This is a genomic window from Paenibacillus filicis (assembly GCF_038070315.1).
In the GTDB taxonomy this organism is placed as follows: Bacteria; Bacillota; Bacilli; order Paenibacillales; family NBRC-103111; genus Paenibacillus_G; species Paenibacillus_G filicis.
In genome coordinates this window covers 115,583-141,353 of record NZ_JBBPCC010000015.1, presented here as the reverse complement: position 1 = coordinate 141,353, position 25,771 = coordinate 115,583, and the positions used below count along the sequence as shown (strand labels likewise).

The window sequence follows — 25,771 nt, the reverse complement described above, 5'->3', positions numbered from 1 at the left end:
GTGCGATGAAGCTACAGTATGACAAACCGGCTTCCGCTTGGACCGAAGCGCTGCCGCTCGGTAACGGGCGTCTCGGGGCCATGCAGTTCGGCGGAGTGGAACGCGAGAGAATCGGACTTAATGAGGACACCCTATGGTCGGGAATCCCTAAGGACGGGCTTAATGCCCGGGCCTCTGAGGTATTGCCGCGGGTGAGAGAACTCGTACGCCAAGGAAAGTACGCCGAAGCCGATCTGGTCTGCAAGGACATGATGGGGACTTTTACACAATCCTATCTGCCTTTCGGCGACCTTCTGTTGACTTTCGGGCACGGAGATTTGTGTCAAGGATACCGGCGTTCTCTGGATTTGTCTACGGCGCTTTCCAGCGTGGAATACCGGATCGGCGACGTGACCTATACGAGGGAACTTCTCGTCTCGCATCCCGGCCAAGTGCTGGCGCTCCGGCTGGAAGCCAGCGTTCCGGGAGCTCTCGAGTTTCACGCACGTCTGGATAGTGCGCTGAGGCATGCAACCTCGGCCGAAGGGGAGCAGTTCGTCCTTCGCGGCATTGCGCCGGAGCATGTGTCACCGAATTACTATACCGTGGACAAGCCTATTGTCTACGGAAACGAGGCTACGACGGAAGCCATGAGGTTTGAAGGTCATCTGTATGCGGAATCCGAAGACGGCACCCTGACTATAGACAGCTCGGGCATTCATCTTGTCGGTGGCACCCGTGCAACACTGTATGTTAGCGGAGCTACAAGCTTTAACGGACTGGATCGGCTGCCGGGCAGCGAAGGCAAGGATGCTGGAGCAATCGCCGCGTCTTATCTGGAAAGGGTGCGGGGCGCATCCTATGCAACGATCCGCAGCTCCCATATCGCGGATTACCGGGCTCTCTTCGACCGTGTAAAGCTCAAGCTGGGCGATTCGCTCGCGCCGGAGACGATGTCGACCGAGGAGCGAATTAAGACGTATGGAGCCAGCGATCCCGGACTCATCGAGCTGCTATTCCATTACGGCCGGTACCTGCTGATTGCCAGCTCCCGTCCGGGTTCACTGCCGGCCAATCTGCAGGGGATCTGGAATGCCACGACCCGTGCGCCGTGGAGCAGCAACTGGACGATGAATATTAACGCCCAGATGAATTACTGGCCGGCGGAGACGGCCAATTTGGCCGAGTGTCATACACCGCTGCTGGATTTTATCGGCCAGCTCTCGCAGACGGGCAAGCGGACGGCCGAGGTTCATTACGGCGCCCGCGGCTGGGTCGCGCATCACAACGCCGACATCTGGGGGCATACGGCACCCGCAGGGGGGCTCGGAGCAGGTGAGGCCGTATGGTCCATGTGGCCGATGGGCGGGGTATGGTTGGCGCAGCATCTGTGGGAACATTACGCCTTCGGACTGGACCTGGAGTACTTGCGCCACACGGCCTATCCGACGATGAAGCAAGCGGCCTTGTTCTGTCTGGACTTCCTGGAGGACGACGGTCAGGGCCGCCTGGTCACCAATCCGTCCACCTCGCCGGAGCATAAGTTCCGTTACGACGGACAGCTCGCCGGGGTGAGCATGGCTTCGACGATGGATATGTCGCTGATCTGGGACCTGTTCACGAACTGCATGGAAGCCGCCGAAGCGCTGGGCGAGGACAGCGAATTCGCAGCCGAGCTGAAGGACGCGCGTGCTAGGCTCTATCCCATGCAGATCGGAAGCCACGGCCAGCTTCAGGAGTGGTTCCGGGATTTCGACGATGAGGATATCCATCACCGTCACGTCTCTCATCTGTTCGGCGTCTACCCGGGCAGACAGCTTACGGAGCGTGCCACGCCGGAGCTGTACGCAGCCGCACGGCGCTCGTTGGAGCGTCGGGGGGACGAGGGGACGGGCTGGAGCCTGGGCTGGAAGATCGGCTTCTGGGCCCGCTTCCGCGATGGAAACCGCGCGTACCGGCTGTTGTCCAATCTGCTGAGACTGGTGAAGGAGGATGGCGTTCATTACGAGCATGGCGGGGTGTATGCCAATTTGTTCGACGCCCATCCGCCATTTCAGATCGACGGCAATTTTGCAGCGACGTCCGGTGTGACGGAGATGCTGCTGCAGTCTCACCAGTCCTTTATCGAGCTGCTCCCGGCGCTCCCGGATTGCTGGCCGCAAGGAAGCGTCCAGGGGCTGCGGGCACGCGGCGGCTTCGAGGTCAGCCTGAGCTGGAGGGACGGCTGGCTGGTGGAAGCAGAGGTACTCTCGCGGGACGGAGCGGATTGCGCGCTCGCGGGCGGCGCCGGCTTGACGGTATCGGCCGAGGGAGATCATCCGGACATTTCCTTGTCCGAGGATGGCATCCTTCGCTTTGCCACAGAGGCAGGACGGATATATAAAGTTCATGTAACCCAAGCAAGCTACTAAACGGAGGAATGCGAACAACATGACCAACATTGAGAGAGTACATGTCGTATTTAAAACGCATCTGGATATCGGCTTCACCCATCTGGCAGCCCATGTCGCCAAGCAATACCGCGAGGAGTATATTCCCAAAGCTATCGACCTGGCGGAGCAGTTGGAAGCTGAGGGCGGCAAGGAGCGGTTCGTATGGACGACAGGGTCCTGGCTGATCCGGCACTATCTCGACACGGCTTCGCCTGAAGATAAGCAAAGAATGGAGCTCGCGATTGCCAAGGGGCATATCGCTTGGCACGGACTGCCGTTCACGACGCATACCGAGCTTATGGATACCGAGCTGTTGAAATTCGGCTTGTCCATTAGCCAGGAGCTCGATGAGCAGTATGGGAAAAAAACCATCGCGGCCAAAATGACCGACGTGCCGGGTCATACACTGGGCATGGTGCCTCATATGCAGGAGGCAGGACTGCAGTATATGCATCTAGGCGTCAATCCGGCGTCCAAGCGTCCGGATGTGCCGCGGCTGTTCCGCTGGCAGGCTGCAGACGGCTCGGAGATCATCGTCAACTACGCCGGTACTTACGGTGAGGCGCTCGAGATCGAGGGGCTGCGCGACGTGCTTGTGTTCGCGCATACGGGAGATAACTGCGGACCTCCATCCGCTGAGGAAATTCGCGAGCAGTTCAAGGCGTTTAGTGAGAAATATCCCGGCGCAGAAGTGGTCGCTTCCACGATGGATGCGTTCGCATCCAATCTTGCTGAAGTTCGCGACCGCCTTCCGGTCGTTCGCGAGGAGCTCGGGGACACTTGGATTCATGGAGCCGGTACGGACCCGCTGAAGCTGGCTAGATTCCGCGAGCTGCTGCGGTTGCGTAACGAATGGTTGGAGCAGGGACGCCTTACCCGGTCCAGTGCGGAGTATAAGGGGATGAGCGATGCACTGATGCTGGTTTCCGAGCACACGTGGGGGCTTGACGTGAAGAAATGGCTGCCGGACTTCAGAAATTACGCGAAGCCGGACTTCAATAATGCCCGCATCCAAGACGAGATCGACGTGAATGATCTGCCGGCTAAGTTCGCTTACATCGGTGCGTTCGCCATGGATGAATTCGACCGCCACTCCAGCCAGCTTTTCTCGGCCGAGGAGAGCATCCGTTCCTATTCGATGATGGAGAAATCATGGGCGGAGCAGAGAGCTTACATCGATGAGGCGATTTCGTTCCTGACGCCTGATAAGCAGGCAGAGGCGCGCCAGGTGCTCGAGCAGCTGAACCCAGTCAAAGCCGATTTGCCTGCGGCCGAAGCAAGGCATACCCGCGAAACGTATCGCAGCGGGGAGTATGAGCTGGCCTTCTCAGAAACCGGCGCCCTTATTCATCTGAAGGACGGCAACGGTAAAGTTTGGGCGGACGAGCAGCATCCGTTCGGTCAGTACAGCTATGAAACATTCGGGACGGACGATTACGGCCGGTATTTCCGGACGTACATGCAGAACCTGCCTGTGACTCATCCTTGGGCAGATGCGGATTTCAGCAAGCCTGGCTTCGAATTCGTACGGCCGCTCCCGAGCAACCAGCTCTACGTACCTCATGTTACACAGGTGCGCTGGGTGAAGGAAGAGACCGCGGAGCGTTACGTATTGAGCCTGCGTATGCCGGCTGAAGCCCATGAGCGCTACGGAGCGCCCAAAGAGCTGGAGCTCGAATACACCTTCCAGGCTAACGGCGCGATCGACGTCAGCTTGCAGTGGTTCGGCAAAGAGGCGAACCGTCTGCCTGAGGGAAGCTGGTTCGGCTGCAGCCTCAAGCTGGATAACCCGAATATGTGGATGATGGAGAAGCTCGGTTATTCGCTTTCGCCGTATAGTGTCGTCAGAGACGGCAATCGGAACCTGCATGCCTTGGATCGGGGAGTTTCCTACGAAGCGGCCGACGGCTCAGCTGTCATCGAGACCTTGGATTCAGCGCTCGCGGCTCCCGGTCAAAGAAGGCTGCTGCAGTTCGATAATTCTTTCGTTTCTCTCGATCAAGGCTGGCAGTTCAACCTTCATAACAACATCTGGGGAACTAACTTCCCGATGTGGTATGGAGAGGATTCTAAATTCCGTTTTCAGCTTAAGCTGAAGTCCAACAAGAAATAATTCTGTCGCTGCGTGCGTCATTCGTTGAATCACCCTACCGACTGGCGAATCGCCAGGCAGGTTTAGTTTGTGAGCGGTCCTAGACAGGACCGCTTTTTTCTATATATCATACATGATACAATATATTGAAAACGTAAGATATGGAGTGAGCGCCTTGAAAGACAAGCAGTTAAACCGCTATGTGCTTACCGATGAGCTATATGCTCTATTGAAGCAACAGATCTTAGTTCATACGATGCAGGCGGGAGATAAAATAAATATTGATCGTTTGGCACGGGATCTTGGCGTGAGCAATATCCCTATTCGGGAGTCCCTGTCCCGGCTAGCCTCCGAAGGCTTTGTGACGATCGTCCCGTTCAAGGGCATGTTCGTGGCAGGCATGAGTCTGGCCGATATCGACGAAATCTTCGAAATCCGGAGTCAGCTGGAGAATCTTGCTATCCGTAAAGCCGTCCCGCATATACCGTCTACGGAGCTTGAGGTCATTTTGGAGGATTTGAACCGCGGAGAGGAAGCGGTGGAGAAGAACGAGGAAGTAAGAATATCGAGGATGAATCATGACTTGCACGGAACGATTTTACGGTATGCGGGGAACGAAAATTTAAGACAAATGGTGACCTCCATCATCGAGCGCATCCACCGTTATTTGAATTACGTGCATTACAACATAGAAATGGGCGCTGAGAAAGTCGAGCATGAAGGGATTGTCCGGGCCCTGTTGGACCGCGATACGGAGAAAGCCGCAGAGGCCATGCGTCTGCATATCGACAAGGCCCATCAAAGACTTCGAGCTCATTTCGACAAGTGAACCTATCCTGAGGAGGGTTGGAGAGGCGAAATGGAACATGGAGAAGCTGGCGATTCACAGGGAGGTCCATCGAATTCAGAAGGAGAAGCTCCGGCATATCTGGACTGACCAGGCCGTTGATGAGCGAACTTCCGCGGAGAGCCGCCTCTTCGGGATAAACGAGTGACTTCGCGGGACGCTATTGGCCTATACGGCCCGGCAGATCAGTTTCGTTGGGTAAGAGGATGTAGAGTGAGCTGCGGTTGTATCTGGATCATGCGCATGGGAGGCCGCGGGCATCATTTTCTGAAGATAGAGGCAAAGTCATTTGAAACCCTTTACATAATAAATCGTGTATGATATTGTAATTTTCGTACATGATTTATTTTATCATCAGGAGGTGAGCGCAGATGCCACATGCTCCATTGCAGGTGGCTCTCATAGACGGTCCGATGTATGCGCCGCTCTACCGGAGTTTTCAGACATTCGAGCAGAGTACTGGCATTGCGGTGAACATTGCCTTCCGGGGTACGCATCCCGAGCTGAACGCTCATCTGAAACAATGGTTCCAAGGAAGCGAATGCCCCTACGATCTCATCTCCACGCATACGAAGTATGCGCCGTCCCAGGCCGATCATCTGCTTTCGCTAGATGCTTATCTGGAGGATGACGAATTGGCCGACTTCGCACCGGCTATCGTAGAGCTGTGCCGGATACGGGGAGAATTGAAGAGCATTCCTCGCAACTTCGATGCGAGACTGCTGGCGTATCGGACAGACCGACTTCGCAAGCTAGCCATCGGTGTGCCGGATACCTGGGAAGAACTAGGTGAGGCGGCGCACCTCGCTCACAAGGCGGGTTATACCGGATTTGTGTACCCGGGTAAAGGATCAGGCTTGTTCGGCACCTTCTTCGAGCTGCTGTCGAGCGAGGACGGCGAGCTTTTTGACGATCGGCTGCAGCCGCGCTTCGACAGCGAGGCCGGGGTTAGGGCATTGGAGCTGCTGCGGTCGTGGTATCGTCAAGGCTGGACGCCTGCGGAGCTGCCGGAGATGGAATACGAAGAGGTAGCCGCATGCTTCAGGGACGGCACGAGCACATTCGTGACGGATTGGCCAGGCTACTTCAGTCTGCTGAAGGACGCCTCCTCTTCGGCAGCCGGGCAGTTTGATCTGGCGTTGACGCCAGCCGGTTCAGGGGGCAGACGGGCGGTATACTGTGGCAGCCATTCATTCGCCATACCGGCAGGGACCCAAGAGCCGGAGCAAGCCGTGCGCCTGCTGAGGCATCTGACATCGGCAGAGACGCAGATGATTGACGCGAGGCATGGGCATGTGCCTGTTAGAAGCTCTGTGATGGACGAGACCAAGCAGAGTGCTGCCAAGGGTTCGCTCGAAGAGCGCAGGTGGTCGCTGCTGGAGGAGACGATCCGGACCAGTGTGGTCATTCCTCCCAAGTTCCCGGAGTATCCGCTGACGGAGGATATTCTCTGGCAGGCCTTGCGAAGCGGAATCGCCGGTGATCTCTCGCCGCGTGAGGCGCTGGCACAGGCGTCTTCTGAGATTGCCAGGGTTGTCGCAATTTATGCATAAAACCAAACCTGTCATTCCATGAAATTCCATGAAGAAATGAGGATAACCCCGTATCGTGAGTATGGCTTCGCTGAATGGACTGGTCGGCCAGAAGCAGAATGCCGTCTATGCCTCTACCAAGGGCGCCGTAATCGTAATAGCGGTTACCAAGGCATTGGCACTCGATGATGCTGCTGGCGGCGTCAGGGTCAACGGTCTCTGTCCCGCCGGCGTCATGACGCCAATGCTGGAGCAATGGAGACTTCAGCAGGTGATCCTGAGGCGACCGCACGGCTTCTGAATGACATGCATCCTCTTGGCCGACCGGCGGAATCGGCGGGAATTGCCGATGCTGCCTTATTCCTGGCATCTCGCGGCTCATGGTTTGTAACTGGGGTTGCTCTGCCGGTGGACGGAGGCGCATCACTGGGATACTGAATCGAGAAGCGAACTAATAAGGAAACGAAGCATTTTGAGAGGCATAAGACGAAGCTTAACCGACAAAACAGAGAGGATGTTGTTCTATGAAAATTACGAAAGCGGAAAGTTTTATTTTGCATGTCCCGATCACTCCACCCATTACGGATGCGATCAATGTGGCGACACACTGGGGAGTTACCGGTGTTCGTATCGAAACAGACGAAGGCATCACAGGGTACGGGTATACCGGTACGACCGCCAAGGGGGACGAGATGATCGTGGATACGATCGACCGTTATTATGCCCCGGCGCTCGTCGGTCAAGATCCATTCTGCGTGAGGCAGATTTGGGATCAGCTTCGCTTCGGTCCGATGCACTGGATCGGACGCGCAGGCATTGCGCATATGGCACTGGCTGCGGTGGATATCGCGCTGTGGGACATCATGTCGAAGGCAGCAGGCAAGCCGCTATGGCAGTATCTGGGCGGACATAAGCCGGACAAGATCAAGGCCTACAACACGAACGGCGGCTGGCTGAACTGGAGTCAGGATCAGCTGATCCGGGATATGACAGGCATGCTGGAGCAGGGCTTTACGGCGGTTAAGATGAAGGTCGGCAAGCCCGATCCCCGAGAGGACTTCGAACGGGTACGGGCCGTGCGGCGGGCGATCGGAGACGATGCAGGCCTTATGATCGACGTCAACCAGCAGTGGAACATCACCACGGCCATGACCTGGGGCAAGAAGCTGGAGCAGTTCGATCTGATCTGGCTGGAGGAGCCGCTCAATCCCGACGACATCCCGGGACACCGTAAGCTGGCCGACGAATTGAACGTGCCGATCGCCCTTGGCGAGCATGTGTACAACAAGTATGCGTTCCGGGATTATATCGCCCAGGGGGCCGTGGAATACGTGCAGGTCGACGTCACCCGTGTGGCGGGCATTACCGAGTGGCTGCAAGTCGCCGGTCTCGCTGCCGCCTACGATCTTCCCATCTGCCCGCATGTCGGAGATATGGGCCAGATTCATCAGCATCTGGTTGCCGCTACGCCGAATGCGATCATGCTGGAGTACATTCCTTGGATCAAGCATATCTTCGAGGAGCCGATTCAGGTCGAGAACGGCTTCTATAAGATCCCGCAGCAGCCGGGTGCTTCGACGACGATTATTCCGCGTTACTTCGAGGAATACCGGGTCCGGTAATTCAGCAGTCCTTATCCATTAGGACATCATCCTGTCAGTCGGCTGTGGATCGATCTGCCCGCTGCTGATCTGGATGACTGGAATACCGTCGTAGCCGTCGAGCTGGAGGGCAGGCCCGTGTATCCGTCTTGCGGGCAATGACGGGGAAGCTGCAGCCAAGCCGTTCCAACCCGCGGCAACTTTAATTGAAATAGATTTTGGGCATGGACTGAAGTCAGGGAGTCCTTTAAACTTAAATCCAGATGAAGGCAAGGAGGCGTTGGTGATGACCACCATAAGTAAATTCGGGCAAAACTCTCAGGGGATCTGCGCATACTTGCCCCTAAACTGCGTGAGGCCCCAATAAAGGGGAATGCTATTGAAAGCCTATATCTTCCAGCAATATGAGTACCATGTGTGGGCAAACCATAAGCTGTGCGCGCACCTGCAGGAATTATCTGAAAAGGTGTATCGCCAGGAGCTTACAAGCGTGTTTCCGACGATCTATGAGGCCATGGCGCATGTGTATGTGGTCGATTACAATTGGCTCTCCTTCCTTGAGAAGGGCGGTGTCACCGATATGTCCGCTTCCTATCTGGAAGAGCTGAAGGAAGAGACGGACCGGCTGGTGGCTTCCACGGCGGGTAAGCGTATAGAAGAGCTGGATCAGATGATGACTGACTTGAGCGAACGGTTCATGGTGTACCTTGTCCATCATGACCATCTGGAAGCATTATGCCCATCCGGGGCCTTCCAGGCCAGATATCTGGATTTTGTGCAGCATCTCGTCAACCATGGGACGTACCATCGAGGTAATGTGACGGCCATGCTTAGACAGGTCGGCCACGCCGGAACGCCTACGGATTTTGGTTTTTACTTGTACACCTTGACTCAGGCCTAAAGATGAAAAGAGCCCGGAATGTGGATTTTCCACAATCCGGGCTCTTTTCCATGTGCGCATGAATAATCCGGATTGGGTAAAAATAGGGCTACGGCTTTTAGCGGGAGGCAGGAACCATGTGGACCATGATAACCAGCTTTATGCCAGGCTGGAGCGTTCTCATCCAGGGATTGTTCATTCTGCTTGTCCCTGTCGTCATCAAACAAACCGTGGACTGGATCAGAGCCTCTGAAGGGAAAGTCAGCAGACGGGGCAAGCAGTTAGCCAGAGCCCGGCGCAAAGAAACGGATGCTCTAGCCTCTCCAGATAAGTCTGGCGCAGGCAGAGTTGTCCTCTCTTCTAAACAGGACGAGAAGCGGGAAGACCATGAGATAGACCCTCAAGGCATGACCTACTCGGGCCGCTTCTATGAAGACCTTCAATTGTTCAAGGAAATTAGCCGCGATATGTCCGACGTGAATGTGCGGGAGCTGCGCATCGGCTCTCTGGAGATCCGGGCGGCGTTGTTATTCGTGGATGGGCTGACGGATAAGGATTCGATGGACCGGAACATTCTGAAGCCGCTCATGTATGCAGCCCGTCCCTTCGAGGGCATGGCGGCCCCGCCGGATGAGGAGGAGCTAGGGAGAATGATCGTGCAGCAGATCGTTCAAGTCTCTGAGATTGGGTTTACCTCCGATCCTGTCTTATCCCTGCAAAAAGTGCTGTTCGGCTCGGCCGTGCTTATGGTGGACGGCATGAAGCGGGCCTTGGTACTGGGCACATCCAAAGGCCTAACGAGAAATGCAGAGGAGCCCATCTCCGAGGCGCTTCTGCGAGGGCCGCGCATCGGCTTCAACGAAACGCTCAGCGATAATACCGCCATGCTGAGAAGGCACGGGGAGCAGACGCAGCTGGCGATGATCTCGTTTACCGTGGGGAAGAGAATCAAGAAGGAACTTGTGCTTACTTATATTCGGGATATTGCCAATGAGGACCTGATCGAGGAAATCAAGCGCCGGATCGGCACGATAGATATCGATGACGTGCAGGAGTCGGGCTATGTGGAACAGTTGATCGAGGACAACTTCCTCAGTCCGTTCCAGCAGATCCAGAATACGGAACGGCCGGATCGCGTGATGGCCGCTTTGCTGGAAGGACGGGCTGCGATTCTGCTGGATGGCACCCCATTCGCCCTGATTATGCCGGTGACGTTCGGGATGCTGCTGCAATCCCCGGAGGATTATTTTGACCGATGGATTGCCGGCTCACTGCTGCGTACCCTGCGTTTTTTCGCGGCGACGATCTCGCTGTTTGCACCGGCCCTGTATATTTCCTTTCTCTCGTTCCATCCCGGACTGATTCCGACCAAGCTGGTCATATCCATTGTCAGCTCTCGTCAAGGGGTACCGTTCCCTGTATTGATCGAGGCTCTGATTATGGAACTATCTCTCGAGGTTCTGCGGGAAGCGGGTCTCCGTCTCCCCAAACCGATCGGTCCGGCGATGGGCATCGTCGGAGGTCTCATCATCGGACAAGCGGCGGTAGAGGCGGGTATCGTGAGTCCCATTCTCGTTATTGTCGTGGCGGTCACGGCGATTTCTTCCTTCGCCATGCCGATGTACAGCGCAGGCATCACCCTGCGCCTATTGCGGTTCGGGGCGATGTTCTTCGCGGCGGTATTCGGGCTGTATGGTGTTATTCTTTTCTTCCTGCTGTTATGCAGCCATCTCATCAAGCTGAGGAGCTTTGGCTTGCCTTATCTCAGTCTGGCCGTTCCCGACCGGATGAGGGACTGGAAGGATTTTATGATCCGCCTGCCACTGCAAATGCTTAGACGCCGGCCGTCGCTGCTGGACCCGAAAGATCCGATTCGCAAAGGGTAAGGTTCAATCCAGTTAGCGGAGGTGAATGCATTGCATACAACGGAGAAAGAACAGCTTTCAACGGGCCAGTCCATCATTGTCCTGGTCAACTATATGCTGGCTGCGGGCGTATTCACGCTTCCGCGGACTACGGTCGAGCAGGCTCAAACTCCGGATGTCTGGCTGTCCGTTATCCTTGGAGGTCTGCTTTCTATGGTTACCGGGCTCATCATCGCCTGGCTTGGCCGGCGCTTCCCGGGCCAGACCTTTTTTCAATATATCCGGAAGATCGTCGGGTGGCCCATCGGTATGCTGCTGGGATTTATCCTGATCGGGTATCTGGTGTGCATCGCCAGCTTCGAGATGCGTATGGTGCAGGAGGTCACCAGTTTTTTTCTTCTGGAGGGAACCCCCCTCTGGGCTATTGCCGGGCTGTTTATGTGGGTGTCGCTTTATTTATGCAGTGGAGGAATCAGCGCGGTGTCTCGGATGTGCCGGGTAATTGTTCCCATTACCTGGACGGTGTTTATAGTCGTATGCCTGCTTAGTCTCCAAATCTTCGATATGGATAACCTCCGGCCCGTGTTAGGGGAAGGGATGGGACCCGTCTGGCGCTCCTTCAAGCCGACGGCGCTGACATTCACCTCCGGGGAAGCACTGCTGTTTATGATGGCCTTTATGGAAAAGCCCAAGCAGTCCGTGCGGGTGGTCGTATCCAGTACGCTGATCACCATGATGTTCTATATCATGGCTGTAGTCTTGTGCATCGGGGCTTTTTCCACCGAGGGTGTGGTTACCCGGACATGGCCATTTATTGACTTGATCCGCAGCTTTGAGGTGAAATATCTAATCTTTGAGCGCTTCGAATCGTTGTGGCTGGCCATCTGGATCATGCAGATTTTCTGCACGTTCAGCATAGCGTTCTATGGAGCGGCTCTGGGGCTATCCCAACTAACTAGGCTCGACCGGCAGCGCTGTTTATTCATTTTGCTGCCTATGATCTATATCGTGACCGAAATCCCTCGGAATCTGAATGGGCTGTTTGATTTCGGGACAGGAATCGGCAATTTTTCTATCCTGCTGTTCGGGATGATCCCGCTACCGCTGCTGCTACTGGCCCGTCTGAGGAGAGCAGGCTCATGAGTCGCGCCGGAGCTGCAACGATACTGCTAGGAGCTTGTATGCTGCTTACCTCCTGTTGGAGCAGCGCGCCTATCGAGGATGTCAATCTGGAGGTGGGCGTTGCGCTGGATATTGGAGATGAGAGGGGAACGGAGCGGAAGTTCGCAGAGAAGGGCGGCGAGTACCCCAAGCGGAATCAGGTCTCCTGTACGTATCAGTTTATTATTCCGCAGGGTGCAGTCGGTTCCAAGAAGGAAGGGGCTGCGTCTAGAAATTACTATAACGCCACGCAGACCGGAGACTCTATCTTCGAGGCGGTTCGGGAACTTTCCCTTCGTTCCGACCGCCTGCCGATCGGCCATCACCTGAAGACGATCGTCATCAGCGAAGAGCTGGCTCGAACCACGAGGCTTTCGGAGTTAATCGAGTTCTTCAGCAGGGACAACCATATCCGCCCCAGTGTGCTGCTGCTGGTCAGCAAAGGCAAAGCCAAGGATGTGTTCAGCAACGCATTGCCAGGCCAAACCCCGGCATTGGTGCTGAATGGCACCTTCAACAACAGGAGCAGGAGCACGCGGATTTGGGAGCCGGTATCCATGGCGAAGGCGATAGGCCCGCTGCACGGGCATACCAGCTTTGCCCTGCAGAGTGTGACTGCTGCCGGCAAGGAGACCAAATTTTCAGGTGCAGCCGTCATCAAGGGAGAGACGGGAAAGCTCGGCGGATTTCTGGACGAGGAGGAGCTGGAGGGGCTGGTCTGGTTGACGGGAAGAGGCCAGGGCGGGGTCGTCAAAACCTACAATCAGAAAAACGACAAGCTGATCACCTACGAGATTAAGTCGATGGATAGCAGCATCAAGGCACATATAAAGGGGAATGAGATTTCGTTTCACGTGTCGATCCAATCGAACGGACGAATTGGCGAGGACTACTCGTCCGGCGGTCATAAGCTGATAGACAGCATGAAAAGTGAAACAAAGGCTTTGGAAAAAAAGGTCGAGGCGATGTTGAAGGCCACGGTGGATAACATGCAGCACGACCTGCAGGCCGATGTCGGAGGATTCGGCAAGAAACTTCAAATCCAGTACCCCTCGATCTGGAGCAAGGTGGAGCATGGTTGGGATACGACGTTCGCTCATGTACCGGTTACCTATGAGGTGCATTTAAATATTGAGGAATATGGAGCCTCCGACACAACGTCCGATTAAAGCAGGTCCGTAAACGGACTGGGCTTTCATACAAGGATAGATGTAATCGCCGTTCACACTTGCGGCGATTTTTGTCATGCTTTGTCATCCTATGATAATATGGTAGAGATTACAAGAAGATTCATAGTCGGGAGGGAAACTTTTGAACGAGCTTACGGAATCGTACATCAATGCCCTGGCTCCGAATGATGCAGCCGTAAAAAATGCGCGCGGACTCGTGAAAAAGCGCAGTTTCGTGCACTTACATAAGTCAGAGGACGGGACGCTTTTGTTTGGAGAGTGCAAAGGCAGCGGTAGCTCGAATTATCTCTGCTCCGGAGATTTTATCAGTCCGGACAAGCCGGTGCTGCGCTGTTCCTGCCCCAGCCGCCAGCTCCCTTGCAAGCACGCTTTAGGACTTCTGTACGCATACACGGGCGGAGAAACCTTCGAAGCGGCACCGATCCCGGAGGATATTCTTTCGAAGCGGGCAAAGGCCGAGAAGCGTGAGGAGCAAAAGGTGCAGCGCGAGGCTCAGGACATAGAGACTAAGCCGAAAAAGGTAAACACAAGCGCACTCAAGAAAAAGATCGCAGCTCAGCTGGAAGGGCTGGATCTGCTCCAGAAAATAGTCGACTCGCTAGTACGAAGCGGCCTGGGGACGATCGATAAAAAAATGCTGAAGGTGATGGACGGTCAAGTCAAGCAGCTCGGCAACTATTATTTGCCGGGAGCACAGACCGCGCTGCGCAGATTGACCCAGCTGTTAGGTCAGGGCGACGGGAAGCTTGAGGCTGCTTACACGGATGTGGTCGAACAGCTGACCATCATCCATGCTTTGGTGAAAAAAGGCAGAGCGAACCTCAACGCACGGCTGGAGACGCCTGACATGAAGCCGGATCATGAGACGACGATAGAGGAGTGGCTTGGTTATGCATGGCCGTTAAGTGAGTTGAAGGCATGCGGTCTGACGAGCGAGGATGTCGAGCTGGCCCAGCTTTCCTTTCTGTCCTATGACGATAAGGGGCGGCAGGAATTTGTCGATATGGGGTATTGGATCGATCTGGCGAGCGGCAACATTCATAGGACGCTGCAATACCGGCCGTATAAGGCGGCGAAGCATATTCGCGAAGACGATAGCTTCTTCGAGGTGGCGGCGATTCAAGAGCTGTATCGCTATCCGGGAGATCTCAACCGCCGTGTCCGCTGGGAGGCCATGACTACCCGGACCCTGCAGCCTGCTGATTATGCAGCCATAACAGCCAAGGCCCAGCGTATCTATGCAGAGGCGGTCAAGCTGGTGAAAAACCAGCTGAAAAATCCGCTTGCCGACAAGCATCCCGCTATGCTCCTGCACGTGTCCGAGCTAAAGCAGACGGTGGACGGGAAGCTTGCGATCGGAGATGAAGCCGGACAGTTTCTGGTGCTGGATGATGCGGTGGTCGATGGTCCGGCAACGGTGGAGCTGCTGTCCTTTTTGCCGCCGGAGCAGTTAAAGGATGTAGCCATGCTGGTCGTATTCGGGCATCGGCTGGACAGCGGACGGCTGGTGGTTCAGCCGCTAAGCGTTATCAGTGAAACCCGCCTTACGCGGTTGTTATATTAGAAGTCATGACCCAATAGGAGGTACAGCACATGAGTACGGCCTTACTGCAAGAGCTGCACCAGGAGGTGCGGCGCGTCTATATCGCGGGCAGCGATCTGGCCGAGGAAGATTTCCGGCTGAAGCGGCTGCTGCCTCAATTTCAACAGCTTGGCGAACGATCTCCCGTATTCAAGCGCTTGAGCGAGATGATCGCCGCGCTCATAACCCCGGAAGCGCCGGAACATGAGCGTCTTTCAACGGCAGAGACGCTTCAGGAGCTCGCCTCTCTGCTGAACTCGGTACTTTACACGCAGGGAGCTACGGCCCCTACCGGAGAATTGACGCCCGTCCGGCATCAGCCGACGGCGATGCCCACCCAGGCTTCCTATCGTCAGCTCGCCGCGGTGCGGGAGGCGCTGACGACGACTGGAGGGGGCCGGTACGAAATCGTGCATGAAGCTGCCGGGCAAGGCTTGTTTCATGATTTGCGGATGGTTCGTCTGGCGATCCGCGCACTGGGCGATCCGTATGCCGAGCTGGCAGATTTCATGGCACTCAAGGTACTGCCAACCCTTAGCGCTGAGATCATTCCTTCACTCTTGGAAAGCTTCAACCCGGATGGAGGGCGAGCTGATGCCCGCAAGCTGCAGGTTGTAGCCGTCATCGATAAGGCGGCTCATCTGGAATGGATAGCCCGAGCGGCCCGTGCAGGCTCAGATGAAGTAAGAGTAACGGCGATTGAATGGCTGAGCGGCGAGAAGGCTTATGAGCCGGAGCTTATCGAGTGGACAAAGGACAAGAAGAAGAGCATCCGGCAAGCTGCCTATCTTACGTTATCATCGCTGGATACCGAAGCGGTCCGTAACCGGCTGTATGAAGGGTTAACGGGCAAGGATGCGGACATTGCCTCAGAAGGCGTAAGGATGAGTGAATCGCCCGTTCTGATGGATCGTGTGACCGAGGAGCTGAATGCCCGGATTCTTGACTTGATCCATAAGCAGCCGGATGCGAAGAACACAGAGACTCTGGTGGAGAAGATTCTTCTGCTGACAGCTGTCTTAAGCGGGAAACAGAGCGACCGGCTGCTTCAAGTTTATATGGAAGCGCTGAGAGATCCGATATTCTTAACTGGTCCGGTCTTGTCTGTATCCCATGTTGCTGCCGACTATTTGGCGGATTTCGGAGGGGAGCGGGGGCTGGAGCTGCTGACAGAGCTAGAGAAGAAGAATCCGTTCTTTTACCCCTTTGCCTTACGTACAGGCTATCGCTGCCTGACGCCGGCGGCATTCTATGACCGTTACGGCGCTCCTCTGGAGCGTATGGACGGAGCGAACAAGGAAAGACGCCAAGAAGTTCGCCAGATCCTCGACCTGATGAAGGAACAACTGACGGAGCAAATCTATGAAACCATCCCGGCTCCCTGGTACGAAGAGGGAACTATGCGAATTGGCCGCGTACAATTTGCAAGCATGAGCGAAGTTCGCGAGAAGTGGGATGCGCGGTGGCTGAACTGGCTGATCGCATACAGCGAAACCCAGCTTGTCTCAATATTTGCCGTCCCGGGCCATAGTCAGGCCGAGCTGTATTTGCGCGGTAAGCTGGAGAACAACCCGGAGCATCGCAACCGGTTTGCTGGCAAGGTGCTGCTGGGTCTTGAGCGCACTGGCGTTCCGGATTTGCACGAGCTGCTCATGCTCTCGCTGGAGCATGAACGCAATCAGTCGTTCCATCATTTTGACCACCACGTCTGGGAAATGATGCTTCAGATGCCTTCTTCTTATGGGAATCGATTGGAAGCCATACTGCCCAAGTTCACTCACTCCGCCCGTAAACAGACGGAGTACTTGGTGGAACGGTTGAAGAATACACAATAAAGAAGGGCTGCTGTTCGTTAGCGGATGGCAGCGTATCAGATAGGGGAGGCAAAGCGAATGAATACTCAGCAGGAAACGGTTCAGGATGTGATGCGCTTGCCAGCAGAGCGGCTCTATGCTGCGGAGCTGGAGGCGTTAATTGCAGTGGATACGGGCAAGGCTCCACAGGGATGGCGAATGTCGCCGCAGGCGGTGCTGACCTTTATATGCGGCGGGGAGGCTGGTGGGGTTACGATTACGCCCAAATATATCGGCAACCGGCGTCTGGTAGAGATGGCTATTGCCACGCTGGTCACAGACCGGGCGCTGCTGTTAATCGGCGAGCCGGGGACGGCCAAGTCCTGGCTGTCGGAAAATTTGGCGGCTGCGATTCATGGCGATTCAGGCAAGGTGGTGCAAGGGACGGCAGGGACGAGTGAGGAACAGGTGCGCTATTCCTGGAATTATGCGATGCTGCTCGCTAACGGACCTACGCCCGAAGCGCTCGTCCGCAGTCCGATTATGCGGGCGATGGAGACGGGCGGCATCGCCCGGTTCGAGGAAATATCCCGCTGTGCCTCCGAGGTGCAGGACGCGCTGATCTCCATTTTGTCGGAGAAGACGATTTCGGTGCCGGAGCTGGGAAGGGAAGTACCCGCGCAGAAAGGCTTTGCTATCATTGCAACGGCAAATACGCGAGACCGTGGTGTCAACGAAATGTCTGCTGCTTTGAAGCGGAGGTTTAATATGATCATCCTTCCTTCGCCGTCCGATGTGCAGACGGAGGTGGAAATCGTGAAGAAGCGGGTAGGGGAAATTGCCGCTTCTTATGATTTGCAGGCGGCCGTGCCGGCCGATGAGGCGCTGCTTAAGGTGGTTACAATCTTCCGCGAGCTGCGCAGCGGTATGACCTTGGATAAGAAGGACAAGGTGAAGACACCGGGGAGCGTCATTTCGACGGCGGAAGCCATCTCGCTGCTCACGAACAGTATGGCGCTGGCAGCCAGCTTCGGCAGCGGCGAAGTATCGGATGAGGATTTGGCGGCAGGTCTGCAGGGTGCTATCGTGAAGGACGATGAAAAGGACAAGACCGTCTGGAAGGAATATCTCGACAATGTGATGAAGAAGCGCGGTGCGCAGTGGCGCGGACTTTATGAGGCTTGCAAGGAGATGAACGAGTGAGCAGAGAAGGAAGGACAGAGCAGGCGGTACCTATTTTCGGCGTACGTCATCTGTCCCCGGGCGGAGCCAGGCACTTGCGGGAGTATCTGGATGAGCTCCAGCCGACGGCTGTCCTGATTGAGGGTCCTTCGGATGCTACGGCGGAAATTCGCCATTTGATCAATAAGGCTACGAAGCCGCCGGTGGCGGTGCTCGCATTTACCGCTGATTTGCCTGTACGTACGGCCATGTGGCCGCTTGCTGTCTATTCTCCCGAGTACCAGGCGATGAAGTGGGCGCAGGAGCATCATGTTCATTGTGCCTTTATCGATTTGCCTTCTACCGTGGCGCTTGCCCTACAGGGAGCAAGAAGGGACGGACCGCAGAAGCAGGAGCGGGAGACGGAGGGGAAACCGTCTCAGGAACCGCCAACAGCCTCGCTGTATGAGCGGATCGCGTCTCTGGCTGGCGAGCCGAATTATGAGATGTATTGGGAGCGGCATTTCGAACATAACCTGAACCCTCATGCGTACAGAGCGGCTATTCTAGCTTTCTCCGCTCAGATGCGCGAGCTGTCGGAAGCCGAAGAATGGCTGCAGGACCGGCAGGAGTTTGCTTACAATGCGGTTCGCGAATCCTATATGCGACGCCAGATTAAGGCGGCTATCGAAGCCGGGCATGAGCCGCAGCGAATCGTGGTCGTATGTGGAGCCTATCATGCATCGGCCCTGGCGAATCTGGATGATGGCATGTCAGACGAAGAGCTGGACGCACTACCGGTACGGGACACGAAGCTTACGTTGATGCCGTATTCCTATTACCGGCTGTCGACCATGTCGGGTTACGGAGCGGGCAACCAGGCTCCGCGGTATTTCGAACTCATGTGGAAAGCGATGGACATGGGTACGGTGAACGACTTGGGACATTCGTATTTATCTGAAGTGGCCTCGGCGCTTCGCGCTTCGGGAACCTACCGCTCCACAGCCGAAGTCATTGAAGCTGTGCGTCTGGCGCAATCGCTGGGTGCACTTCATCAGGGAAGCGCGCCAACGCTGCTGGATTTGCGAGATGCGGCACAGACGCTGCTCGGTCATGGCGACTTGGCAGTTGTCGCGGAAGCGCTCGCCAGTGTGGATGTAGGCACGGCTATTGGCGAGCTGGCAGAGGGAGTCAGCCAGACGCCGATTCAGGATGACCTGAACCGGCTGTTCAAGTCGCTCAAGCTCGACAAGTTCAAGACGGCTGTTGCCACGGACCTGGCTCTCGATCTGCGGGAAAACCGGCGGGTCCAATCTGAGGAGGCTGCGTTCCTCGACTTACGCCGTTCCGTGCTGCTGCACCGGCTGCAGCTGCTCGGCATCTCCTTCGCCAAGAAGCGGCCCAGCGGGCAAGATCAAGCCACCTGGGCGGAGCATTGGGTTATGCAATGGACGCCGGAGGCGGAGATCCAAATTGTCGAATCCACGCTGCTGGGAGAAACGGTCGAGCTGGCCGCTGCTTTCAAGCTGCAGCAGAAGCTGGACCAGTGCAGCTCGGTTCAGGAGGCATCATCGCTGATCCGGATAGCCTGCGAATGCGGGATGCTCGCTCAGATGGAGTCGGCGCGCCAGACGCTGCAGCGATTGGCCGTGGATAATCATGATGTCGTGGAAATTGCCGCGGCTTCCAGTCATCTATCGCTCATGATTAGCTATGGCGATATCCGGCGTATCGATGTGATGCCCCTGCAGCCTTTGCTTGAGCAATTATTTCTAAGGGCATGTCTCTTCCTGGTAGATGCCAGCGGCTGCAGCGATGAAGCCTCCGGACCGATGCTGACGGCTATGAATGAACTGAATACGGTATCACAGGAGCATCATGAGCTGGTGGATGAGCGTCTGTGGGTACAAGAGCTGCACCAGTTGTCCAGCCGGGATGACCGTAATCCGCGCTTGTCGGGCTATGCGTGTGCGATGCTGCTGGACCGGGGGGAGTTGTCTGTTGCCGAGTGTGCAGAGGAAGTATCGCGCCGGCTGTCCCCGGGAATTCCGGCAGACCTTGGTGCTGGCTGGTTTGAAGGTTTGTCTATGCGCAACCGTTATGGCCTGCTGTCTAGGATGAGTCTATGGGAACAGCTTAATGCTTACATCGGGACGCTGGACGATACGCAGTTTCAACGTGCGCTTGTGTTTTTGCGCCGGGCCTTCAGCGCCTTCTCGCCGCACGAGAAGACCATGGTGGCTGAGCTTCTGGGGGAAGTGTGGGGATTGGATACGGAATCGGTCGCGGAAGCCTTGACCGGCGAATTGAAGGAGGCCGAGGAGAAGATGCTCGACGACTTGAATGATTTTGACTTTGGGGACTTGTAGCCATGAACAATGAAGCGGAACAGAAGCAGTTATCGCGATGGAGATTGATTCTCGGCCGTTCTGCCGAGCAGCAGTTAAGCAGCTACACCGAAGGGGCGGGCGTGGGCTTGACGGCTGAAGAACAGATTATGGACGAGGCGCTCGCTGCGCTGTATGATGAGACGACGGATCAGCCGGGCAGCCCGGAGGGGCGCGTGGCGGGTCTGGGCAAATCAGCGCCGAGACTGGCCAAATGGCTCGGAGATATTCGCAGCTTCTTCCCTGAGGATGTCGTGTCGGTCATTCAGAACGATGCGATCGAACGGAAGGGACTCAAGCAGCTGCTGTTTGAGCCGGAAGTGCTCGGTAAGGTAAAACCGGATATTCAGCTCGTCGGTACGCTTCTGTCGCTGAAGGGAAGAATGCCCGAGCAAACGAAAGAAACGGCGCGCATCCTCGTGAAAGCGGTCGTGGAGGAGCTGGCCAAACGGCTCGAATCCGATATCCGCCGGGCCGTTACCGGGGCCCTGAACCGGCGCCAGCATTCGCCGCTGCCTTCCGTTAGCGGCATGGACTGGAAGCGGACGATCCAGCGCAATCTGAAGCACTACGATACGGAACGCCAGAAGCTGATTCCGGAGAAGTTTTACTTTTTTGACCGCGCACGCAAGAGCAAAGAATGGACGGTTATCCTCGATATCGACCAGAGCGGGTCGATGGCGGATTCGGTCATCTGGGCATCGGTGGTCGGCTCGATTTTTGCCAGCATTCCGGCACTCAGTACACGAGTTGTCGTGTTTGACACGGAGGTCGTGGATTTGACGGAGCAGTGTGCGAATGATCCGGTGGATATGCTGTTCGGCATCCAGCTAGGGGGCGGCACCGATATTCATAAATCGGTAGCCTATTGCGAACAATTTATTGAAGAGCCGAAAAAAACGATCTTTATTCTGATCTCCGATCTGATCGAGGGCGGCAATCAGTCGGCACTGATCAGGCGGATGCGGGAGATGCGGGAGTCCGGCGTCAAGACGCTGGGGCTGCTGGCGCTGTCCGATAGCGGGCAGCCATGCTACGACGAGCGGCTGGCGAAGATCTTGACCAGAGATGGAACGCCATGCTTTGCCTGCACACCGGGTCTGCTGCCTGTCATTGTGGAAGGAGCGCTGAAGGGAGCCGATCTGTTCGAGCTCGCCAAACGCGCGGGAGTCAAGATGTACTAAGACGATGCCCTGCAATACCGCTCTTGTCGGCAGCGCTGCAGGGCTGTATGAATTTGAAATGGACTTGTAGTCGCGGCCAATCGCCAGCGGCTTTTTGTTCATGCTAAAGCAAATCCATGACTTGACTTGGACTTAACTTCAAGTTGTAAGATTTCTAGAAAAGGGGTGATTGCTCATCAAGCAGGTATACAGGATCCAGCAGCTCGCCGCGCTCACCGATGTGAATGAAGATACGCTGCGTTACTATGAGAAGGTCGGGGTGCTCCCGCCGGCTAAGCGTAAGAGCAACGGCCATCGTTATTATACCGTATATTCGTGAGATGCTATTGGACTACAAATGCAAAGTGGAGCAGCAAATAAGTGATTTGCAAAAAATCAGGGATCTCATTACCCACAAGCTTCAAAGCGGTGAAAAGCTTTCTTTACTCAACGATGCATTCAAGGTGGAGGCTATAGGCCATGCTAATAAATAATTGGACGAAGACTGCCCTGATTACAGGGGCAAACTCTGGGATCGGGCTCGAGCTGACCAAACGGCTGTTAGGGGAACGCTGGCGCATAATAGCCATCAACCGGTCGCCTTTTCCTGATCATGAGGCTGGTGTTCAAAGGGCTCTCGGTCAAGGCCAGTTGACGCTGTACCGTGCGGACCTGGGCGATTTTCATCAGCTTCGCCAAGTGCTCAGGCTCGTGAAATCGGAAGTAAAGGGCATCGACGTGCTGTTCAATAACGCCGGTATAAGCTTATCCGAATCCAGTGTATCCAAGCAGGGACGTGAAATTCACTACGAGGTTAACAGTGTAGTGCCCTATATCGTGGCGATGGAATTGAAGCCTCTGCTGATGGAGGGAACTATGAAGACGATCATTAATACCTCCTCCAATGCTTCTTTAATGGTCAAGCAATTTGATCCCGGAACCTTGAAGCCTTCGCAGCCGTTTCGTAAGCTTCTCGGGCCTTATGCTTCCAGCAAGCTGGCCCTGTCCTTGTGGTCGGAGCAAGCAGCTCCCTTATTTCAGGCAGCAGGCATTCGGGTGACCAGTGTGTGTCCGGGGCCCAATAAGACGCCCATGACCAAGAGTAACGGTATGCCAGCCGTTATGCTGCCTCTTGTCAATCTATTCTTTCCCAAGCCTGACAAGGGCGCTTCCCGATTGTATGAAGCTGCATGTGATCCTCGATATATAAATAGCAGCGGCGTATTTCTCATAAAGGGAAAACCGGTTCCAACGCCATTTGCCCAGCATGGGCCGGGGCTATTGGCCCTTGTGGAGGCTATTTATCAGCAAGAGTTCCGCACCCGGATTGCAACATAATTTTTCCAGCCTGCGTCTGCAAGGATGAACCGGTTCAAGCATGAGCAATCAACCAGATCCAGGAGTGATTCCTTGCTGGACAGCATAGCTGTGAATATTTCGATAACGCTAAGTCTTGATGTCTAAGACTTGGCGTTTTGTTGTTCACAGAAGTGTTATCGCTTGCTTACTAAAAATAAGTGTTGACTTCTGAGATATATCCTAATATTATTATAAATATAATTATTTTAAATAAAATTATAACGATTCGATGCCGTGGCACGGTACAAACGGCGGCTTCGGATCGAAAAAGTGTGGAGGGGAATTAAGAGATGACTACGTTATCTGTCGTCGTGCAGTGTGTCCTGGCGCTGGGATTTCTCATGTTCGGCTTGATGAAGTTTGGTTCAAAGCAGATGGTGGATGAGTTCAAGCGCTATGGACTTTCTACAGGCTTCCGTATCTTTACAGCAGTCGTGGAGGTAGGGAGTGCGGCACTTCTGGCGTTCGGGATCTGGAAGGAGCAGCTCGCGGCAATCGGAGGATTGGCGGTTGTTGTAACGATGATCGGGGCCATAGTCACGCATGCTCGTGTGAAAGACCCGGCCGCCCGTATGGGGATGCCCTTAGTATTACTACTCCTTGGACTTGTGGTATTATTTATGAATTGGGGGGCACTGCTCGGTTAACGGAACGTATAAAATCCCCCTTTAGCTTCCGGCAAAGGTGGTAGGTACACAATGAATGATAATCAAGAGAAGAATGAGCTGGACTTGAGGCTGCTTCGGGTCTATCTGAACTCCGTAAAGTCCATATTTGGAGTTCTCAAGCACGATATCAGCCGCTATGGCGTCGAGATAGGATCGTTTCATATCCTGGAGTTTCTATATAATAAGGGACCGCAGCCTATTCAAAAAATAGGCGAGAAGTTTTCGATCCCGAGCGGGAGCGTTACCTATGCGGTCGATAAGCTGGAGAAGAAAGACCTTATCCAAAGGGAATTAAGTCCGGAGGACCGGAGATCGGTTATCGTCAAGCTGACAGATACCGGGCAAGCGTTGTTTGACGATATTTTTCCCAAGCATACGGAGACGATAGCGGATGTATTTTCCGTATTGACGGACGAGGAGAAGCAACAGCTTATTGGATTATTGAAGAAAACGGGGCTTCATGCGGCTAGTAAAGGAAACTGCAGCTCCTGATGAGGAGGTGACCCGACTACCGGGTAACTATACGCAATTCCACATCACAAAAAAATCTTTTCAATATAAAGGAGAAATCATACTATGTCTCATATTTTATTGGTGAAGGCTAACGATCGTCCTGTTGAGCAAGCGGTAAGTGTTAAAATGTACGAAGCTTTCCTGAATGCATACAAAGAGTCGCATCCGGGTGATGTGATCACTGAATTGGATTTGTATGAGGAAAATCTTCCGTATTACGGCAACACCGCCATCACGGGATTATATAAATTAAGTCAAGGCTGGGAGCTGACGCCCGAAGAAGCATCCGTAACCGCAAAAGTTAACGGTTATCTGGAGCAGTTTCTGGCAGCCGATAAAGTCGTACTTGCCTTCCCGCTCTGGAACTTCATGGCTCCTGCGCCGCTGATCACGTATATTTCGTATCTCGCTCAGGCAGGAAAGACGTTCAAATATACAGCTGAGGGACCAGTTGGACTCGTGCCGGATAAGAAAGTCGTCTTGTTGAATGCCCGCGGCGGAGTTTATTCGGTCGAACCTATGGCATCGATCGAATCTGCCGTGAAACCGCTGAAAGCAGCACTGGGCTTATTCGGCATCAAGGCCGAGGAGATCATCATCGAAGGGCATAATCAGTTCCAAGACCGTTCGGCGGCCATCGTGTCCGAAGGCTTGGAGCAGGTCGCCAAAGCCGCTTCCGTATTCTAATTGCATTTATATACGCCTTAGCTTCCCGGTTTCCGAGCCGGGAAGCTTTTTTTGTGCCATGCTAAATTGGAACGAAGGTCAAAGGCAGAGCGTACGCATAGGAGCGCGCATCCATGGAGGGTGCGCGCTGATTTGGTTTGTTGTGTTAAACTAATAGAAAGCAGGCCAAAGGAGACGAGTATGATGGAAAAATCAATTGTTGCCAAACTGAATTTGCAGAAGTTTGAACAGATAGCCGTATGGAAGCAGCCGGCAGGAAGCGATTATTTCGCAGAGCTGACGGGGTACGATACGACACTCGATAAACCTGGCTATGATCTCATCTTTGCCTTTGTGCTGGAGATGAGTGAATTGCAGAACCTGGTGAATCAAGTGATTGAACGCGGGCTGCTCCATCCTAACGGTTATTTGTACGCAGCATATCCCAAGAAAGGCAATAAGGTGTACCCGACCTTCATCCATCGTGATGATTTGCTTGCGGGCCTCAGCAGTGACGAGCAGGGATATATCGGGACAAGCACGATTAAGTTTGCCCGTATGGTAGGGCTCGATGACGTGTTTACTGTCGTTGGATTTAAGGAGGATGCCGCTGGCAAGGGCAAGACTTCTTCGCAATCCAGTCAGCGCGTGGACGATTATATCGCATTCATTCCAGCAGTGGAGAAGGACTTGACGGACGAGCCGGCATTGCTGGCCTTCTATCAATCGCTTACGCAGGGATACCGCAAGGATTGGGCTCGTTATGTCTACAGTGCCAAGCAGGAGGACACGCAGGCGAAGCGGCGGGAAGAGATGAAGGACATTCTGAGGCTGGGGTTTAAGAGCCGTGAGCTGTATCGCCAGAGCCTAGCGAGCCGTCCTTAGGAAATTTACGTCCGT

General features: G+C 54.9%; 24 protein-coding genes. 23 read left to right on the top strand and 1 reads right to left on the bottom strand.

Annotation, left to right across the window (positions count from 1 at the left end; genetic code table 11):
* The first annotated feature begins 5 nt into the window (after positions 1 to 5).
* The 8 genes from WMW72_RS21820 to WMW72_RS21785 all read left to right on the top strand — a co-directional run bounded on the left by WMW72_RS21820 (position 6) and on the right by WMW72_RS21785 (position 8,504).
* Complete coding sequence (locus tag WMW72_RS21820; protein WP_341417681.1) at positions 6 to 2,390, top strand: glycoside hydrolase family 95 protein; 2,385 nt, start codon at positions 6 to 8, stop codon at positions 2,388 to 2,390.
* A 19-nt stretch (positions 2,391 to 2,409) separates the two neighbouring features.
* Positions 2,410 to 4,524: a DUF5054 domain-containing protein gene (locus WMW72_RS21815; RefSeq protein ID WP_341417680.1), complete on the top strand. Its 2,115-nt coding sequence runs from the start codon at positions 2,410 to 2,412 to the stop codon at positions 4,522 to 4,524.
* A gap of 154 nt (positions 4,525 to 4,678) precedes the next feature.
* Entirely contained in the window at positions 4,679 to 5,332 is a 654-nt protein-coding gene (locus tag WMW72_RS21810; protein WP_341417679.1) for a GntR family transcriptional regulator, read from the top strand.
* A gap of 37 nt (positions 5,333 to 5,369) precedes the next feature.
* Positions 5,370 to 5,498, top strand: coding sequence for a hypothetical protein (locus tag WMW72_RS21805; protein ID WP_341417678.1), 129 nt, complete (start codon positions 5,370 to 5,372; stop codon positions 5,496 to 5,498).
* Positions 5,499 to 5,721: 223 nt separating this feature from the next.
* The gene (locus WMW72_RS21800; protein ID WP_341417677.1) at positions 5,722 to 6,903 is read left to right on the top strand and encodes an extracellular solute-binding protein; all 1,182 of its coding nucleotides are present in this window, start codon (positions 5,722 to 5,724) and stop codon (positions 6,901 to 6,903) included.
* A gap of 61 nt (positions 6,904 to 6,964) precedes the next feature.
* Positions 6,965 to 7,183 carry an SDR family NAD(P)-dependent oxidoreductase gene (locus WMW72_RS21795; protein ID WP_341417756.1) on the top strand — a complete coding sequence of 73 codons (219 nt, stop codon included), beginning with the start codon at positions 6,965 to 6,967 and terminating at the stop codon, positions 7,181 to 7,183.
* Positions 7,184 to 7,188: 5 nt separating this feature from the next.
* Positions 7,189 to 7,320: an SDR family oxidoreductase gene (locus tag WMW72_RS21790; protein WP_341417676.1), complete on the top strand. Its 132-nt coding sequence runs from the start codon at positions 7,189 to 7,191 to the stop codon at positions 7,318 to 7,320.
* 86 nt (positions 7,321 to 7,406) lie between these two features.
* On the top strand, positions 7,407 to 8,504 hold the full coding sequence (locus tag WMW72_RS21785) for a mandelate racemase/muconate lactonizing enzyme family protein (RefSeq protein ID WP_341417675.1): 1,098 nt from the start codon (positions 7,407 to 7,409) through the stop codon (positions 8,502 to 8,504).
* Positions 8,505 to 8,522: 18 nt separating this feature from the next.
* On the opposite strand, the gene WMW72_RS21780 is transcribed toward WMW72_RS21785, so the two are convergent.
* On the bottom strand, positions 8,523 to 8,663 hold the full coding sequence (locus tag WMW72_RS21780) for a hypothetical protein (RefSeq protein ID WP_341417674.1): 141 nt from the start codon (positions 8,661 to 8,663) through the stop codon (positions 8,523 to 8,525).
* A gap of 199 nt (positions 8,664 to 8,862) precedes the next feature.
* On the opposite strand from WMW72_RS21780, the gene WMW72_RS21775 reads away from it, so the two are divergent.
* From WMW72_RS21775 to WMW72_RS21705, 15 genes are all read left to right on the top strand, one after another.
* Positions 8,863 to 9,384 (top strand): DinB family protein, encoded by a 522-nt coding sequence (locus tag WMW72_RS21775; protein WP_341417673.1) that lies wholly within the window; start codon positions 8,863 to 8,865, stop codon positions 9,382 to 9,384.
* A gap of 116 nt (positions 9,385 to 9,500) precedes the next feature.
* Positions 9,501 to 11,249 carry a spore germination protein gene (locus tag WMW72_RS21770; protein ID WP_341417672.1) on the top strand — a complete coding sequence of 583 codons (1,749 nt, stop codon included), beginning with the start codon at positions 9,501 to 9,503 and terminating at the stop codon, positions 11,247 to 11,249.
* A 30-nt stretch (positions 11,250 to 11,279) separates the two neighbouring features.
* On the top strand, positions 11,280 to 12,371 hold the full coding sequence (locus tag WMW72_RS21765; RefSeq protein WP_341417671.1) for a GerAB/ArcD/ProY family transporter: 1,092 nt from the start codon (positions 11,280 to 11,282) through the stop codon (positions 12,369 to 12,371).
* Positions 12,368 to 13,558, top strand: coding sequence for a Ger(x)C family spore germination protein (locus WMW72_RS21760; protein WP_341417670.1), 1,191 nt, complete (start codon positions 12,368 to 12,370; stop codon positions 13,556 to 13,558). The genes WMW72_RS21765 and WMW72_RS21760 overlap by 4 nt, the downstream gene beginning before the upstream one ends.
* 142 nt (positions 13,559 to 13,700) lie before the next feature.
* On the top strand, positions 13,701 to 15,143 hold the full coding sequence (locus WMW72_RS21755; protein WP_341417669.1) for an SWIM zinc finger family protein: 1,443 nt from the start codon (positions 13,701 to 13,703) through the stop codon (positions 15,141 to 15,143).
* Positions 15,144 to 15,172: 29 nt separating this feature from the next.
* Positions 15,173 to 16,996 carry a HEAT repeat domain-containing protein gene (locus WMW72_RS21750; protein ID WP_341417668.1) on the top strand — a complete coding sequence of 608 codons (1,824 nt, stop codon included), beginning with the start codon at positions 15,173 to 15,175 and terminating at the stop codon, positions 16,994 to 16,996.
* A gap of 57 nt (positions 16,997 to 17,053) precedes the next feature.
* A complete protein-coding gene (locus WMW72_RS21745) occupies positions 17,054 to 18,157 on the top strand; it encodes an ATP-binding protein (protein ID WP_341417667.1) in 1,104 nt (367 codons plus the stop codon).
* Positions 18,154 to 20,484, top strand: coding sequence for a DUF5682 family protein (locus WMW72_RS21740; protein ID WP_341417666.1), 2,331 nt, complete (start codon positions 18,154 to 18,156; stop codon positions 20,482 to 20,484). Before WMW72_RS21745 ends, WMW72_RS21740 begins: the two co-directional genes overlap by 4 nt.
* Positions 20,485 to 20,486: 2 nt before the next feature.
* A complete protein-coding gene (locus WMW72_RS21735) occupies positions 20,487 to 21,686 on the top strand; it encodes a VWA domain-containing protein (protein ID WP_341417665.1) in 1,200 nt (399 codons plus the stop codon).
* 169 nt (positions 21,687 to 21,855) lie between these two features.
* Entirely contained in the window at positions 21,856 to 22,005 is a 150-nt protein-coding gene (locus tag WMW72_RS21730) for a MerR family DNA-binding transcriptional regulator (protein WP_341417664.1), read from the top strand.
* Between the two features lie 140 nt (positions 22,006 to 22,145).
* A complete protein-coding gene (locus WMW72_RS21725; RefSeq protein ID WP_341417663.1) occupies positions 22,146 to 23,003 on the top strand; it encodes an SDR family NAD(P)-dependent oxidoreductase in 858 nt (285 codons plus the stop codon).
* A 311-nt stretch (positions 23,004 to 23,314) separates the two neighbouring features.
* Positions 23,315 to 23,671: a DoxX family protein gene (locus WMW72_RS21720; RefSeq protein ID WP_341417662.1), complete on the top strand. Its 357-nt coding sequence runs from the start codon at positions 23,315 to 23,317 to the stop codon at positions 23,669 to 23,671.
* Between the two features lie 51 nt (positions 23,672 to 23,722).
* Positions 23,723 to 24,184 (top strand): MarR family winged helix-turn-helix transcriptional regulator, encoded by a 462-nt coding sequence (locus WMW72_RS21715; protein WP_341417661.1) that lies wholly within the window; start codon positions 23,723 to 23,725, stop codon positions 24,182 to 24,184.
* Positions 24,185 to 24,268: 84 nt separating this feature from the next.
* Complete coding sequence (locus WMW72_RS21710) at positions 24,269 to 24,892, top strand: FMN-dependent NADH-azoreductase (protein WP_341417660.1); 624 nt, start codon at positions 24,269 to 24,271, stop codon at positions 24,890 to 24,892.
* 180 nt (positions 24,893 to 25,072) lie between these two features.
* Entirely contained in the window at positions 25,073 to 25,756 is a 684-nt protein-coding gene (locus tag WMW72_RS21705) for a YdeI/OmpD-associated family protein (protein WP_341417659.1), read from the top strand.
* Positions 25,757 to 25,771 lie beyond the last annotated feature (15 nt).

Excerpts from the sequence above, each read along its gene's own strand:
- WMW72_RS21805 (WP_341417678.1), top strand. The coding sequence starts at position 5,370 with ATGGAGAAGCTGGCGATTCACAGGGAGGTCCATCGAATTCAGAAGGAG.
- WMW72_RS21795 (WP_341417756.1), top strand. The coding sequence starts at position 6,965 with ATGGCTTCGCTGAATGGACTGGTCGGCCAGAAGCAGAATGCCGTCTAT.
- WMW72_RS21800 (WP_341417677.1), top strand. The coding sequence starts at position 5,722 with ATGCCACATGCTCCATTGCAGGTGGCTCTCATAGACGGTCCGATGTAT.
- WMW72_RS21815 (WP_341417680.1), top strand. The coding sequence starts at position 2,410 with ATGACCAACATTGAGAGAGTACATGTCGTATTTAAAACGCATCTGGAT.
- WMW72_RS21725 (WP_341417663.1), top strand. The coding sequence starts at position 22,146 with ATGCTAATAAATAATTGGACGAAGACTGCCCTGATTACAGGGGCAAAC.
- WMW72_RS21705 (WP_341417659.1), top strand. The coding sequence starts at position 25,073 with ATGATGGAAAAATCAATTGTTGCCAAACTGAATTTGCAGAAGTTTGAA.
- WMW72_RS21715 (WP_341417661.1), top strand. The coding sequence starts at position 23,723 with ATGAATGATAATCAAGAGAAGAATGAGCTGGACTTGAGGCTGCTTCGG.
- WMW72_RS21745 (WP_341417667.1), top strand. The coding sequence starts at position 17,054 with ATGAATACTCAGCAGGAAACGGTTCAGGATGTGATGCGCTTGCCAGCA.
- WMW72_RS21710 (WP_341417660.1), top strand. The coding sequence starts at position 24,269 with ATGTCTCATATTTTATTGGTGAAGGCTAACGATCGTCCTGTTGAGCAA.
- WMW72_RS21770 (WP_341417672.1), top strand. The coding sequence starts at position 9,501 with ATGTGGACCATGATAACCAGCTTTATGCCAGGCTGGAGCGTTCTCATC.
- WMW72_RS21760 (WP_341417670.1), top strand. The coding sequence starts at position 12,368 with ATGAGTCGCGCCGGAGCTGCAACGATACTGCTAGGAGCTTGTATGCTG.
- WMW72_RS21720 (WP_341417662.1), top strand. The coding sequence starts at position 23,315 with ATGACTACGTTATCTGTCGTCGTGCAGTGTGTCCTGGCGCTGGGATTT.
- WMW72_RS21785 (WP_341417675.1), top strand. The coding sequence starts at position 7,407 with ATGAAAATTACGAAAGCGGAAAGTTTTATTTTGCATGTCCCGATCACT.
- WMW72_RS21820 (WP_341417681.1), top strand. The coding sequence starts at position 6 with ATGAAGCTACAGTATGACAAACCGGCTTCCGCTTGGACCGAAGCGCTG.
- WMW72_RS21750 (WP_341417668.1), top strand. The coding sequence starts at position 15,173 with ATGAGTACGGCCTTACTGCAAGAGCTGCACCAGGAGGTGCGGCGCGTC.
- WMW72_RS21790 (WP_341417676.1), top strand. The coding sequence starts at position 7,189 with ATGCATCCTCTTGGCCGACCGGCGGAATCGGCGGGAATTGCCGATGCT.
- WMW72_RS21735 (WP_341417665.1), top strand. The coding sequence starts at position 20,487 with ATGAACAATGAAGCGGAACAGAAGCAGTTATCGCGATGGAGATTGATT.